At 70.9% G+C, this 14,049-nt stretch carries 14 protein-coding genes; 8 read left to right on the forward strand and 6 right to left on the reverse strand.

Annotation, left to right across the window (positions count from 1 at the left end; all coding sequences use genetic code 11):
- Positions 1-10 precede the first annotated feature (10 nt).
- Positions 11-403, forward strand: coding sequence for a VOC family protein (locus ACZ48Z_RS06710; RefSeq protein WP_468734703.1), 393 nt, complete (start codon positions 11-13; stop codon positions 401-403).
- Between the two features lie 366 nt (positions 404-769).
- Here ACZ48Z_RS06710 and ACZ48Z_RS06715 read toward each other — a convergent pair whose 3' ends face one another.
- From ACZ48Z_RS06715 to ACZ48Z_RS06730, 4 genes are all read right to left on the reverse strand, one after another.
- Entirely contained in the window at positions 770-1,078 is a 309-nt protein-coding gene (locus ACZ48Z_RS06715) for a hypothetical protein (RefSeq protein ID WP_468734704.1), read from the reverse strand.
- A gap of 127 nt (positions 1,079-1,205) precedes the next feature.
- Entirely contained in the window at positions 1,206-3,800 is a 2,595-nt protein-coding gene (locus ACZ48Z_RS06720; protein ID WP_468734705.1) for a cellulosome protein, read from the reverse strand.
- 126 nt (positions 3,801-3,926) lie between these two features.
- The gene (locus tag ACZ48Z_RS06725) at positions 3,927-4,466 is read right to left on the reverse strand and encodes a MarR family winged helix-turn-helix transcriptional regulator (protein WP_468734706.1); all 540 of its coding nucleotides are present in this window, start codon (positions 4,464-4,466) and stop codon (positions 3,927-3,929) included.
- The gene (locus ACZ48Z_RS06730; RefSeq protein ID WP_468734707.1) at positions 4,463-6,097 is read right to left on the reverse strand and encodes an FUSC family protein; all 1,635 of its coding nucleotides are present in this window, start codon (positions 6,095-6,097) and stop codon (positions 4,463-4,465) included. Before ACZ48Z_RS06730 ends, ACZ48Z_RS06725 begins: the two co-directional genes overlap by 4 nt.
- Positions 6,098-6,258: 161 nt before the next feature.
- On the opposite strand from ACZ48Z_RS06730, the gene ACZ48Z_RS06735 reads away from it, so the two are divergent.
- The 5 genes from ACZ48Z_RS06735 (at position 6,259) to ACZ48Z_RS06755 (ending at position 9,716) form a co-directional block, all read left to right on the forward strand.
- Entirely contained in the window at positions 6,259-6,789 is a 531-nt protein-coding gene (locus ACZ48Z_RS06735) for a DUF5134 domain-containing protein (protein ID WP_468734708.1), read from the forward strand.
- 124 nt (positions 6,790-6,913) lie between these two features.
- Positions 6,914-7,585 (forward strand): phosphatase PAP2 family protein, encoded by a 672-nt coding sequence (locus tag ACZ48Z_RS06740; RefSeq protein ID WP_468734709.1) that lies wholly within the window; start codon positions 6,914-6,916, stop codon positions 7,583-7,585.
- The gene (locus ACZ48Z_RS06745) at positions 7,582-8,100 is read left to right on the forward strand and encodes a hypothetical protein (RefSeq protein ID WP_468734710.1); all 519 of its coding nucleotides are present in this window, start codon (positions 7,582-7,584) and stop codon (positions 8,098-8,100) included. Before ACZ48Z_RS06740 ends, ACZ48Z_RS06745 begins: the two co-directional genes overlap by 4 nt.
- 9 nt (positions 8,101-8,109) lie before the next feature.
- Positions 8,110-8,802, forward strand: a complete 693-nt coding sequence (locus ACZ48Z_RS06750) for an HAD family hydrolase (RefSeq protein WP_468734711.1) — start codon at positions 8,110-8,112, stop codon at positions 8,800-8,802.
- 239 nt (positions 8,803-9,041) lie between these two features.
- On the forward strand, positions 9,042-9,716 hold the full coding sequence (locus ACZ48Z_RS06755) for a TetR/AcrR family transcriptional regulator (RefSeq protein WP_468734712.1): 675 nt from the start codon (positions 9,042-9,044) through the stop codon (positions 9,714-9,716).
- On the opposite strand, the gene ACZ48Z_RS06760 is transcribed toward ACZ48Z_RS06755, so the two are convergent.
- Complete coding sequence (locus ACZ48Z_RS06760; RefSeq protein ID WP_468734713.1) at positions 9,704-11,206, reverse strand: LVIVD repeat-containing protein; 1,503 nt, start codon at positions 11,204-11,206, stop codon at positions 9,704-9,706. The two genes, ACZ48Z_RS06755 and ACZ48Z_RS06760, sit on opposite strands and share 13 nt — an antisense overlap.
- Before the next feature lie 110 nt (positions 11,207-11,316).
- Here ACZ48Z_RS06760 and ACZ48Z_RS06765 point away from each other — a divergent pair, with 110 nt between their 5' ends.
- Entirely contained in the window at positions 11,317-11,970 is a 654-nt protein-coding gene (locus tag ACZ48Z_RS06765) for a DUF305 domain-containing protein (RefSeq protein WP_468734714.1), read from the forward strand.
- A 63-nt stretch (positions 11,971-12,033) separates the two neighbouring features.
- Here ACZ48Z_RS06765 and ACZ48Z_RS06770 read toward each other — a convergent pair whose 3' ends face one another.
- A complete protein-coding gene (locus ACZ48Z_RS06770; protein WP_468734715.1) occupies positions 12,034-12,501 on the reverse strand; it encodes a DUF6214 family protein in 468 nt (155 codons plus the stop codon).
- A 189-nt stretch (positions 12,502-12,690) separates the two neighbouring features.
- Between ACZ48Z_RS06770 and ACZ48Z_RS06775 the strand changes: the two genes are divergently transcribed.
- The gene (locus ACZ48Z_RS06775) at positions 12,691-14,028 is read left to right on the forward strand and encodes an FAD-dependent oxidoreductase (RefSeq protein WP_468734716.1); all 1,338 of its coding nucleotides are present in this window, start codon (positions 12,691-12,693) and stop codon (positions 14,026-14,028) included.
- Positions 14,029-14,049: the final 21 nt, after the last annotated feature.

The following is a 14,049-nucleotide window of genomic DNA, read 5'->3' on the forward strand; positions in this document are numbered from 1 at the left end:
GCTCGCCCGCATGGTGCACGTACTGAGCGGCCGCGTCCTGCTGCGGCCCACCGATCCGGAGCGCTCCCGGGTCTTCTACGGCGATCAGCTGGGCCTCGCCGTATACCGCGAGTTCGGTACCGGGCCGGAGCGGGGCACCGTCTACTTCCTCGGCGGCGGTTTCCTGGAACTGTCCGGACGGTCACAGGCTCCGCGGGCCGCGGACGTACGGCTGTGGCTCCAGGTCGCGGACGTGACCGCGGCGCACGAGGAGCTTCTGGCCAAGGGCGTCGAGATCGTCCGGCCGCCGGTGAGGGAGCCGTGGGGGCTGGTCGAGATGTGGGTGGCGGATCCGGACGGGACGCCGATCGTGCTGGTGGAGGTCCCGGCGGACCATCCGATCCGCTACCGGCCCGGGATCTGAGCCCGCTCGGGCTGCTCTCCTACTGGCAGGCGGCGACCCGGTCCAGGGAGGCAGGGCCTGTCGGCGAATGCCCCGCAAGGTCACATGCCAGTCCTCGGCAGGCTCGTAGTCGAACCAGTCGAACCAGTCGAAGCGGACGGTGCCGACCGAGGCGTACACACCGATGACCCGGCCGGTGAAGCCGTAGGCGACCTCGGTGGAGGGGGACCGGCCGTCGAAGGCGGCGAGTTCGGCGAACACGCCCTCCCCGTCCTCCACCCCGAGGGTGACGGTGTGTGGTCCCCGGCGGGGGCCGGTGGCCTTCCGGACGACCGGCGCCGCCCGCCCCGAGGAACAGGACGGGCGGCGCCACACAGCAACCGGAACTTATCCCGGGAACGGCTTGCTCGAGTCGTCGTCAGCCTTGATGCAGGCCTCGAGCCGCTTCTGCAGGGCGGACGCGTCGCTGAGCGCCTTCTTGGCCGCAGCGGTCTCCCCCAGCTGCTTCAGCTTCTCGGCCTTGTTCTTGAGACTGGCGATCTGCTGGCGCATCTGGGCCGGGTTGCAGGTGATGGCGGCCTTGGCCGACACCACGCCCTGGCCGGCCGAGACGGCGGCGTGGGCGGGCACCGAGGTGATGAAGAAGCCTCCGACGATGGCCGCGGAGACGGCCAGCGCGGAAAAGCGCTTGGTCATGAGTTGTATCCCCCAAGTAGGGCTTGAGATGGTCGGATTGGATCTTACAAACATTTTGGACCCGCCAGTAACAAGCATGGCCTCACCGGCAGTTCCACGGACGACGCCGCACTCCCGAGGGTCTCCGTCAGGAAGGCCCGTCCCCCGGGGCCAGCGGTGTCACCGTGATCCGGTCGATGACGGGGGCGTACGCGGAACGTCGGCCGTGTTCGTTCGCCGTGCCGCCGGCGAAGTCGGGGAGTGCCTCGGCGGTGAAGGTGAGGGTGTTCAGGCCCGGGTTCAGGGTGACGGGCACGGACAGGTTCCAGAAGTTGTTGAAGTGGAAGGTCGTCGGGAACAGGACGCGGTGCGCGGCGCCGCCGTTGACGGAGACGTCGGCGTGACGGCAGACCGGGTCCGGGTTGTAGTGGGTGGAGGGGGGCTGCTCCCCGTTGGAGTAACGGATCGTCAGCGCGTGGCGCCCTGAGCTCTCCGCCGTGACCGTCAGGGTGAGCGCGTTCCCGGGCCCGGCGCCGACGCCGTCGACCGCCTTGCCGCCGGTGGCGTACGGGTATCCGGTCACCTTCGCCGCGCCGGTCGGGACGCCGTCCTCGGCGGGGTAGGCGGTGGCGGGCAGCAGGCCGCGCGAGGGGCCGATCCGCACCCGGTCCACGATCAGCCGGTCCGATGTGCCGGTGACGGTGATCCGGTTGATGCCGCCGGCCAGGAAGAGCGGTACGGCACCGCGCTCGACGCGTCCGATCTCCTCACCGTTGACGCTGAACACGCCCTCTCCGGGCCCGAGCAGGTCGACGGTGACGGAGGCCTCCCCGTCGTCGGCCGCGTACGTCCAGAAGGTGACGGTGCCGCCTCGCGGGAGCACGGCGACTCCGGGACCCGAGGCGCCCCGGTGGGCGTGGCTTACCCGGGCGCCGCCGCCGAGGTCCGCGAACTCGGCGTCGTACAGGGCGGTTTCGTCCTCGTCTCGCAGCACCAGGTCCAGTTTGTCGATGCACGCGTCGCCCTTGGTGACCCCGAGGTCGGGGTCCTGGGCGGCGAGGGTGAGCCGGTGCCGGCCGGCGGTCAGCGGGACGCGGGTGTCGGTGTGCCCCCACACGGCCGGCTTGTAGCCGAGCGGCAGCCGCAGTTCGCGCGGGTCCTCGCCGTCGACGCGCAGGAAGACGTTGGTGGGCCCCGCTTCGCGCACCAGGTCGGCGAGGTTGTGCGAGCCCGCGAAGACGACGAGGTCGTAGGTGCCGTCCTGCGGGACCTCGACGTCGAAGGCGAGCACGCCGTCGGAGCCGGTGCGCAGACCGCCCACGTGGTAGCCGCCGGAGGTGGCGAACCGGTCGACGGTGGACGGGGAACCCTCGGGCCCGTTCTTCGAGTAACCGCTGCCCGTGTAGGTGGCGTCCTCGGCCTCGTAGGTCCGCCTCCAGCGCACCGAGGGCGGCAGGGCCGCGGCCCCGTTGCCGCCCGGCGACAGGATCACCTGGTAGGCGGACATCTCGTCGAGCCCGGTCAGACGGATCGTCACCTTCCCGTCGGACACCGTGACTTCCTCGTCCCGCAGCCTCAACGGCTGTGCGCTCGCTCCGACTTGGCCCGTCCAGGGGATCTCCACGAGCCGTACGTGGACGGCGGCACCGAACACCTCCGCGTCCACGCCCGCGAAGACGAGGTCCGCCGCGCCGCCCGCCCCGCCGAACAGGGCCCGCGCCTGCCGCTTCTCCCGGTCGAGGGTGGCGACGCCCTGGAGGGTGTACTGCACGTTGGGATGCGGGGCGACGACCCGGACGGTGTTCCCGGTCAGCTGTCCGTAGGCGTTGTACAGCCACCACTGGCCGTTGGCCTTGTTCGCCTCCACCGCCGAGTCGTTGAGGTTGCCGGCGATGTTCCAGTAGGCGAGGTCGGCGTCGACCTTCGACTCCTCGATCGCGGCGATCCACTGGATCATCTGGCCCGGCACGGAGACGTGGTAGTTGTGCGCGTACTCGTTGATGTTGACCGGGAGCGGACCGATGCCCAACTCGCGCTCCAGATCACGGTACTTGGCCACGTTGGTGCGGACCTCGGCCGGTGAGGACAGCTCGTGCCAGGTGACGATGTCGGGCAGCACGTCGTGGGCCTTGGCGAACTCCAGGAAGTCCCTGACCTCGGGGTACAGGACGCAGGTGTTGGGTCCTGCCACGCGGGCGTCCGGGTCGAGGTCCTTGATCAGGTGATACGCGGCTGCCCAGGCGGCGAAGTAGTGGTCCGGTTCGGTCCGCCAGGACACCTGGTCGTAGCTCCACTCCCCCTCGCCGAACATGTTGCCCTCGGGCTCGTTGAAGGGCACGTACACGACGTGCGACTTCAACTCCCCCAGCGTCAGGACGTGTTCGACCTGGCGCTGGATCACGTCCAGGTGCCCGGCGAGCCGCTCCTCGCCGGTGGCGCCGGGCCACTCGTAGGGAAAGCCGCGGTAGTAGTCGGGCAGGTAGACGTAGACGTCCCGGCCGCCGGCCGCGACGAAGGGCGGCAGGATCTCCAGGGCGTCACCGCCGGGGTGCTGGATGCCGTCCTGGGCCTTGGTGGTCACCGTGCGCGGATACATGCCCTCGACCACGATGCGGCTGGGCACGCCGTCGCCGTACAGACCGTAGAGGGTGCCGCTCGCTCCGCCGTGGAAGGGGCCGGTCTCGGTGCCGAGGTCGATGGTGAGGGTGTCGGGGGCGGGGCCTTCGGCTGTCACGGCATCCATCCTTCGTTCGATATTCCGTACACCGGTCGATGATCCGCACCGACCTGGACGAACGTAGGAAGCGCGGGAGGGCCGCGTCAACAGGCGACCCAATTCCGGAACCTCCGAAACCGCAGGTCGGGGCGGTCAGGTGCGCAGTACTCCCAGGCTGCCCTCCAACCGGCCGAGCAGTTCCCCGAGCCGGGCGGCGAGTTCGTCCCGCGCCTCCGGGGGCAGGACGGACAGCACGGCCGTCTCGTACGCCAGTTGTTCGGGCAGGATCCCGTCGACCAGGTCGCGGCCCGCGTCGGTCAGCCGGACGTGGGCGACACGGCGGTCGCGGGCGTCGCCCCGGCGCTCGACCAGGCCCCGCTCGGTCAGTTGCTTGAGTCGCTTGGTGACGGCGGCGCCGGAGGAGAAGGTCTCGCGGGCCAGGTCGCCCGGGGTCAGCTCGTGCCCGGTGCGGCGCAGGGCGCCGAGCAGGTCGAACTCGGGGCGGCTGAGCCCGGCGCGGCGCAGGGGGGCGTCCTCGGCCTGCTGGAGGAGGGCGGCGCAGCGGTTGACGCGGCCGATGATCTCCATGGGGCCGGTGTCGAGGCCCGGGTGGACGGTCTGCCACTGCCGGACGACCGCGGCGACGGTGTCGTTCCTCGTCGTGCCCGCCTGCCGTCCGTTCGGTGCCGTCATGGACGTACGCCCTCCGCTCTGTGGTGCCGGACCGTCGCGGCGAGCGTACGGTGTCCGGCCTGCTCGGCGCGCACGACCCTCTCCTGGGGCAGGGCCCGCTGCCACCATTCGCCGGATGCGGCCTCGACGGTGGCGCGCAGATCGGTCAGGGCGGCGGCGAGAGCGCGGCGGGCGGCATCGAGGGCGCCGGGGGCGGGGTGCGGTGCGGCGAGGAGGAGGGTGGTGTGTTCGCGGGCGTCTTCCACGGCGTCCAGCGCGTGTTCGATGCGGTCGCCCGCGCGCCGGTTGGTGACGGCTATGGCGGCCGCGAATCCGACCAGGGCGCCGACGAGGGTGTCCACGACTCGCTCGGTGATCAGCCGGCTCGGCTCCTGCTGTCCGGCGAACTCGGTGATGAGCAGGGCCATCGGGGTCACGCAGACGCTGCCGAGCCAGTAGTTGCGGCCCATCAGCGCCTCGGCGCCGAAGTTGAGGGCGAGACAGCACAGGACCAGGGCGGCGGGCCCGACATGGGCGAGCGGGACGACGGCGGCGAACACGAGGACGCCGACGAGGTTGCCGACGACGCGCTGGACGCCCCGGCTCCAGGTGAGGGTGACGTTGGCCTGGTAGAGGGAGGCCGCGGTGACCAGGGCCCAGTAGGGGCGGCCGACGCCGAGCGCGAGGGACACGTACCCGGCCAGGGCACAGCCCAGAGCGGTGCGCACGGCGATCGGGGCGAGCGGGCCGAGCGCGCGCCACCACGGGCGGTCGGGAGCCGTCAGTTCCACGTCCACGCCGAGGAGTTCGTCGTCCTGGGCCTGCCCGCCGCGCGGTGTGCCGTCGTCCGCCGCTCGCGGCACCGGTCCTGTCCCGCGCAGTTCGCGGGCCCAGGCACGCAGACGGCGCGGGTCGGTGTCGGCCGGGGCGGCGAGGGCGACCTCGGCGCGGACGACGAGGCGTTCGAGGGCTCGCCGGGTTCCGGTACGGGCACCGGCGGCGAGGAGGGTCTGCCAGGCGGCCTGGACGGCGGCATGGGCGGTTCCGCTGGTACGGGGATACCCGTCGCCGTCGGCCTGCACCTCGGCGTGGGCGGCGACCGCGTTCAGGGCGTGGGCGGTGGCCCGTCGCTCCGGGCCGTGCGGCCGGAACAGTACGGGTGCCATGCCGACCAGCCAGGCCCATGCGCCCGTCGCCAGGGCCAGCGCGAGGTGGCCCGGGACCTGGGCGAGGGTCTGCGGGGCGAACAGGGAGGCGGAGCTGATGAAGGTGAGGACCACGTGGCCCGGCGGGCCGATCCGGGTCGCGTCGCACAGCGTCTTCTGTACGGCTGCCACCAGCGCGCCGACGGTCACCAGGAGCACGGCGCTGCCGGTGAGCGACGCCGCGACCAGCCCCGCAGCGAGACCGGCGACCATGCCGAGCACCACCGCGGCCAGAGCGCGGGCCCGGGCCGCGTAGGGGCGGTTGTGGGCGTACAGCGCGCACAGGGACCCGGCCATCGTGTACATCGCCAGGTCGAGCCGGCCGAGGGCCAGCAGGGTCAGGTTGGGCGGGGCGACCGCGACGACCACGCTCAGGGCGGGCTTGAACCAGATGTCGGAGGGCCTGCCGAGGCGCAGTACACCGGCCAGCGGGAGACGAGTGTTCATGACGCCCGACCTTAGCAGGTGTTTTACTCGTAAAGCATTTCACCACGGCTGCTCCGACCTGCGGTGCTCCGTCGCACGCTCCCCGCGTACACCCTTGCGCTCGATTGCGCGCCGCATGGCCCGGGCAGTCCTTGACCGACCGTCGAGCGGGGGTGGTGGGCGTGCACGGACCGGCTTCTTCCGGCTGGCTGCTGGTGGCACTCTGCGCGGCGACCGGGGCGTACTGCCTGCTGCGGATGCGCAGCAGGGTCGAGGAACAGCGCCGGGCCGCGGGCGGCGAGGCACTGATGGGCTTCGGGATGGCCGCGATGGCCGTACCGGCGGCCGTGTTCACCCCGCCGTCCTGGGCCTGGCCGCTCTACGCGGCCGTGTTCGGCGGAGCCGCGCTGCGCGCCCTGTGGTCGGCGCGCACGAGCTCCCATCATCTGCACCACCTGGTGGGCGCCTCGGCCATGGTCTACATGGCGGTGACGATGGCGGCCTCCCCCGGACACCACGGTGGCTCGGGAGTCCCCTTCGTGACGGGGACCCTGCTCCTCTACTTCGCCGGATTCGTGCTGCTGTCCGGCGTCCGCCTGATACCGGTGACCGCCGGCGGCGCGACCGTGGGCTGGGGTGACCGGCCCGAACTCGCGCGCGCGTGCCGGCTCTCCATGGGCATCGCGATGGTGGCCATGCTGGTGACCCTCTGAACGAGCGGCGGGCACAGGCGCTCGTTCGGCAACAGCCGTACATGGGCTGACCCGCGCGGTACAAAAGCCGGGCCGCACGCACCGGAATTGGCCTCGGAGCGCACCGGTCGGCGAGGATCGAACCATGCACACCCCGTCCGTCGACTCCCCGCCCCGTTCACCGGAGCACCGGACCGCGGCTCGCGTCACCGGTCTCCTGGCCCTGTGCTCGGTGCTGCTGCTCGTGCTGGTCGCGACCCGGTGGCACCCGCTGCTCACCGTCGACAGCGACATCGCCGACACCACCCACCGCTGGGCGGTCGACGAACCAGGGCTCACCCACGCCTTCCGCATCCTCACGGACTGGGTCTGGGACCCCTGGACGATGCGCATCCTGTGTGCCGTCGCGGCCCTCTGGCTGGTGTGGCGGCGCAACGCCCGCTGGACCGCCGCATGGCTGGTGGCCACATGTGCGCTGGGCACACTGGTCCAGCAGATCCTCAAGGCGGCGGTCGGCCGCGAACGTCCCGTCTGGCCCGACCCCGTCGACACCGCGCACTTCGCGGCCTACCCGTCGGGCCACGCCCTGACGGCCACGGTCGTGTGCGGCCTGCTCCTGTGGCTCCTCCACCACCACGGCGCCGGCCGTGCCCTGTGGTGCTCGGCCCTGGCGCTGACCGTGATCTCCGTCGTGGGCGTGGGCCTGACCCGCGTCTGGCTGGGCGTCCACTGGCCCTCCGACGTCCTGGGCGGCTGGCTCCTGGGCGCGATGCTGGTGAGCCTGGCGGTGCTGGTCCATCAGCGGTACCGGCCGTGAACGACAACCCGACACGGACCTACGGGTACGTGGGTCCACCCGGTCTGCGCTCTGCGGTACGGCCGGACAGCGAGGGCCGGCCCATCCGTTCCGCCGCCGACCTCGCCGCCTGGCTGTCCGGTCGCGGGCCGGCCGAGCGGTCGGAGCCCTTCACCTTCGTCGTCGCCCTCGACGGCCTGCTGCGACTCGCGCCCCGCCGCAGTGAACATGTGGCCTGTGCAGGCGGCGTGGACGTGCTGGGCGCCGGGGAGATGGGATTCACCCGGGCCGCCGGCCGTTGGGCGGTCGACGAGGTCACCAACCACTCCACGGGCTACTGCCCGGACATCGACTCATGGCGGGCGGTCGGGTGTGCGCTCGACCGGGTCGGCGTCGCGCACCCCGGACGGTTCACGCACGAGGTGGTGTTCCGGCGCTGCGAGGGGTGCGGGGAGCGGTCGATCGTGCGTGAGGACGACTTCGTCTGCGTGTTCTGCGGGGGCGAACTCCCCATCGGCTGGAACGCGGGCCCATAAGATCATCGTATGGCTGCTGTGCTGTTCGACTTCTCGGGAACCCTCTTCCGGATCGAGTCCACCGAGTCCTGGCTGCGGGCCGGTCTCGACGCGGCGGAACTGTCCCTCTCCGAGGGCGAGTTGATGCGGGCCGCCGAGGAGTTGGAGCGCGTGGGAGCGCTGCCCGGCGGGGTGGCGCCCGGGGTTCCGATCCCGGACGAGGTCGCCACCGTATGGGGAGTCCGGGACGAGAGCGCCGCACTGCACCGGGCCGCCTACACCGGGCTCTCGCGGCAGGTCCCGCTGCCTGATCCGGCCCTGCACGACGCGTTGTACGACCGGCACATGTCCCCCGCGGCCTGGCAGCCGTACCCTGACGCCGTCGAGGTGCTGCGTGCGCTGCGCGAGCGCGGGATCAGCGTGGGCGTGGTCAGCAACATCGGCTGGGACCTGCGGCCGGTCTTCCGCGCGCACGGTCTCGATCCGTACGTCGACGCGTATGTGCTGTCGTACGAGCACGGCATCCAGAAGCCGGACCCCAGGCTCTTCAGGACCGCCTGCACGGCGCTCGGCGTGGAGCCCGCGGACGTGCTGATGGTCGGTGACGACCGGCGGGCGGACGGCGGCGCGGCGGCCCTGGGCTGCGGGGTGCACTTCGTCGATCATCTGCCGGTGGCGCGGCGTCCCGACGGGCTGCGGCCGGTTCTCGAGCTGGTCGGTTGAGACCCTGGAGGCGAACCCGGTCGACGCCCGGGATCGACCTCGGAAAAGTTGTCCGAAAACCGGGCGCCCGCCCCGCCGGAAAGGTCGCCTGAGGACACCATTGGGGCGTTTGCCCGCCCACCCTGGACGATCCCCCGCGTCGCCCAGAGCAGGCGGCAGCCCCGACCAGGCCTTTCGCGGGCCGATCAGGACGTCCTGAGTATAGTTGGCTGATAGCCAGTCAACACAGGAGTTCCAGCATGTCCCCGCGCAGCGCCTCGGTCAACGAAGAGTTGCGCCGTCGTTCCCGGGAGCGGTTCCTGCAGGCGGCCCTCGAACTCGTCTCCGAGCGCGGTTACGAGGCCACGACCCTCGGCGACATCGCGGACCGGGCCGGTTCGGCGCGCGGTCTGGTGTCGTACTACTTCCCCGGGAAGCGCCAGCTGGTGCAGTCCGCCGTGCACCGGCTCATGCACCGCACGCTGGAGGAGGCACTGGAGCGCGAGCCGCACACCGAGGACGGCCGGGAGCGGATGGCGCGGGCCGTCGACGCGATCCTGGGCCTGACCCGGGACCGGACGGTGCTGATGCGCCAGCACATGGCGGGACTGCTGGACACCGACGGCTTCGTGGAGTGCCCGGAGCAGCAGCGCCTCGCCGAGCTGCTCCGGGACACGATGGAACGGCACGGTTCGCAGGAGGTCGACAGCGAGTACCCGATGCTGCGCTCACAGCTCATGGGCGCGGTCTACGCGATGGTCGTACCGAACGTCCCGATGCCGCTCGCGACCCTGCGCGCGGAGTTGTTCACGCGCTACCGCCTCGACTGGGAGCAGGGCGTCCCGCCGGGCGCCGAGGCACCCGACGGGACGTGCGACAAGGATCTGTCGCGTTTCTTCGAGACGGGCCGGGAGTCCGAGGGTCAGTCGAAGTAGTCCGGCTGCGTCTGGACGTTGAGCTCCTTGAGCCGCACCTTCCTGGCCGGATCCGTGCGCCGGTCGCTGAGCTTCAGGACGTCGAAGCCCTTGGCGATGTCGTTCGAGTAGATGTAACCGTTGTAGTAGTACGCCGACCACGCTCCGCCGGTCTGCATGGTGGTGGTGTTCAGCGGGCCGCGTTCGAAGTAGCCGATCTCCTTGGGCTTCGCGGAGTCGGTGAAGTCCCAGACGGAGACACCGCCCTGGTACCAGGCCTGGACCATGAGGTCCTTGCCCTTGACCGGGATCAGCGAACCGTTGTGCGCGACACAGTTCTCGGTGTCGGCCTGGTGGCGGGGGATCTTGAAGTAGCTGCGGAAGACGAGCTTGCGCTTGTCGCCCTTGCCGACGATGTCGTAGATGCCGTCCGCGCCGCGGTTCGGTCCGATCGCCGCGTTGCAGGTGGCCGCGCCTCCGCCGCCCAGCTCGTCGGTGAAGACGACCTTGTTTGCCTTCTGGTTGAAGGTCGCCGAGTGCCAGAACGCGAAGTTCACGTTGTCCTGGACGCGGTCGATGACCTTCGGGTTCGCCGGGTCCTTGATGGAGAACAGGATGCCGTCACCCATGCAGGCGCCCGCCGCCAGGTCCTTGTCCGGGAGGACCGTGATGTCGTGGCAGCCGGTGGTCTTGCTGACGCCCGGGTTGGTGGGCGAACCGGGGTTGCCGCCGCCGTCCGGACCCTCACCGGGGAAGAGCACCGGGAAGTTCACGACCGCCGCCTTCTCGGGGGCGTTGCGGGGCACCTTGATGACGGAGATGCCGTCGTGCGGCGGCTGGCAGTCCGGGTACGTGGCGCTCGGCGAGTACGAGGAGACGTAGAGGTAGACGTTCCTGCGCTCGGGCACCAGCGTGTGGGTGTGCGAGCCGCAGGCGGTCTCCACGGCGGCGACGTACTTCGGGTTCCTCTTGTCGCTGATGTCGAAGACCTTCATGCCCTCCCACGACGACTTCTCGGTCGCGGGCTGCGTGGTGCTGCTGCAACTGCTGTCGCTGCGCGAGGAGTCGGTGGACAGGAACAGCAGGTTCCCGGAGACGGAGATGTCGTTCTGCGAGCCGGGACACAGGACCTGGGCGATCGTCTTCGGCGCCTTCGGGTTGCTGATGTCGAAGACGCGGAAGCCGTCGTAGTTGCCGGAGAAGGCGTATCGGCCCTGGAAGGCCAGGTCTGAATTGGTGCCGGGCAGCGCGTCCTTGGGGATGTTGACGAGGTGCTCGATGTTGTCGGAGTGGACGATCTCGTCCTGGCCGGGTATCTCGCCGTCGGCGATCGCCGCCCGCACCTTGGCCTCGGTGCTCTTGGACACTTCCTTGCTCGCGGCCGGACCGTCCCCGGGGTCGGGGGTCGCGACGGCCGGTCCGGCGGTCAGCAGCGCGGCCAGGAGACCTGCGGCGGCCGCGGCAACTCCCAGGCGTCTGTGCCGGGTTCGGGGGTTTCTCGACAGGATCACTGTTTCCTCCCTGTGCGATTCTTGTAGAACGCTTCACGCACCCCCGCAGTATCGTCTTCACCATGCACAGATCAATAGAGGGCAACGAGACTGCAATGAAGGGACCATGGATGACTCCTGCGCTCTTCCGCCGCGCGCCCGGCGCGACGGTCACCCTGGTCGCTCTGGCAGCCCTCGCCCTCGGGGCCTGTGACTCCGACGCGGATCCCAAGTCGGCCTCGGCCACCGGGCCTTCGGTACTGGTGCCGGGCATGCCGGGCGAGGCGAACCGCACTCTGTCGGCCCAGGACGCGCAGGAGCAGCGGGACGACGACGACACCCCCAACTCGGCGGACGTCTCGTACGCGCGGATGATGATCGAGCACCACACCCAGGCCCTGGAACTGACCGAACTGGCGCCGGAGCGTGCCGAGTCGGCGAAGCTGAAGGCCCTCGCCGAGCGGATCTCGGCCGCCCAGGGGCCGGGGATCGACGCGATGAGGGCCTGGTTGAAGGAGCACGGCCAGTCCGCGAAGAGCGGCACTCACGAGCACGCCTCGATGCCGGGCATGGCGACCGAGGCTCAGCTGAGGAAGTTGCGCGCGGCGAAGGGGACGGCCTTCGACCAGCTCTTCCTCACTCTGATGATCACTCACCACGAGGGAGCGATCACCATGGCGACGGACGTCAAGGGGCACGGCAACAACATCCGGATCGAGGAGATGGCCGACGACGTGGTCGCCCAGCAGACGAGCGAGATCAACCGGATGCGGAACATGCTCTGAACGAGCTCCCGGCCCCAGCACCGCAGCGCTCCGAGAGCCCGGTGTTCCGGCCAACCGCCCTGTTCAGCGCCGGGCGTGACGTGGTGTCAGGAAACCGGCGTCGCGTGCCTGGGAGATGAGTCTGAGCGTCTTGCGGCGGCTGTGACCCGTCGCGCACATCACCGCGAGGACCGGGTCGACGCCGTCCTCCTGAGCGGCCCGGTACTCCTGCGCGATCAGCCAGCGGCCCTCCATGCCACGCGGCCAGGCCGGGCGAGCGCGGCGCGGCCCTGGCCCCGCCCCGGATTCCGCCTCCGCCCCGGGCTCCGTTCCGCCGGCCTCGAAGAGCGGCCCCTCGATCCAGTCCGCGAGGGCGCCCAGGTCGTCGAGCGACAGCGCGGGCATCGCCCGTACGTCCTCCAGGCAGACACCTCCTTCGGACACCACGGCGAGCGCGTCGACCTGCGCGCCGTCGGAGAAGACCAGCCGGACGTTGAACCACGCCACGGCGCCCTCGTCCTCCCGCACTTCCCACGCGGGCCACACGGACACGTTGCCGTCCGTCGGACAACGATCAGAAAGATTAAGAAACGATGCTTCTAGCACACACGCAACGTAACCGCATGATCACATTCCATACGAACGGACACGCACGTCGGGACGGCCCCGGCACCCTGTCAGAGCAGCACCGGCGGTGCGATCCTGGAAGGGTCAGCGACTCCTCTGGTAAGGAGTTCCGCCGTGTTGCGTGTCGCCGTCGTCGGCTCCGGGCCGAGCGGGTGCTACACCGCCCAGAGCCTCGTCCAGCAGGATCCCGGCGTTTTCGTCGACGTCCTGGACCGGCTGCCCTGCCCGTACGGTCTGGTGCGCTACGGCGTGGCACCGGACCACGAGAAGATCAAGTCGCTCCAGAACACCCTTCGAGGAGTCCTGGAGCATGAGCGGGTGCGGTTCCTCGGCGGGGTCGAGATCGGTCCGGGCGGGGTGCCGGCCGGGCGGCTGCGCGAGCTGTACCACGCCGTCGTGTACTGCGTGGGTGCCGCGACCGACCGGCATCTGGGGATTCCGGGCGAGAACCTGCCGGGCAGCTGGTCGGCGACCGAGTTCGTGTCCTGGTACAGCGCGCACCCCGACTCGGCGGCCGGTGGATTCGTGGCCGGTGTCCGGTCGGCGGTGGTCATCGGGGTGGGGAACGTCGCGGTCGACGTGACGCGGATGCTGGCGCGTGGGGTGACGGAGCTCAGCCCCACCGACATGCCGCAGCCGGCACTGACCGCGCTGGCGGACAGCCGGGTGTCGGACGTCCACATGGTGGGGCGGCGCGGCCCCTCCCAGGCCCGCTTCACCACCAAGGAGCTGCGCGAGCTGGGCTCGCTCCCGGACACCGAAACGGCCGTGGACGCCGAGGAGTTGGCGCTGGACCCGGCATACCTCGACCCCACTCCCCTGGCCGCGCCGCAGCGGCGGAACGTGGAGGTGCTGCGCGGCTGGGCGGGAGCCGGTGCACGGCCTTCGCCGCACAGGATCTCGCTGCGCTTCTTCCTGCGTCCCGTCGAACTGCTCGCCGACGGCGGCCGGGTGGGCGCGGTCCGCTTCGAGAGGACGGCGCCGGACGGACACGGCGGCGTGACCGGAACCGGCGAATTCGAGGAGATCGAGGCCCAGTTGGTGCTGCGTTCGGTGGGCTATCTCGGAGTCCCGCCGGCGGACCTGCCGTTCGACCCCGCCACCGGAACCGTGCCCCATCTCGCCGGTCGGGTGCTCCGCGAGGGCGTGGTCGCACCGGGCGAGTACGTGGCCGGCTGGATCAAGCGGGGCCCGACCGGCGTCATCGGCACCAACCGGCCGTGCGCGAAGGAGACGGTGACGTCACTCATGCAGGACGCCGCCACGCTCGTACACAAAGACCTGCCGGACGACCCGCCGGACGCGCTGCGGGCGGCGGGGATCGAGCCGGTGGACTGGACGGGCTGGTGCGCGATAGAGCGAGCGGAAGCGGAGCTGGGAGCCTCACTCGGCCGGGGTGTGGTGAAACTCCCGGACTGGCAGTCCCTCATGAACGCCGCGCACGGCCATTAGGGGCACAGGGAACCGCGGAAG

The sequence above is a fragment of the Streptomyces sp. NPDC031225 genome, from assembly GCF_055570355.1.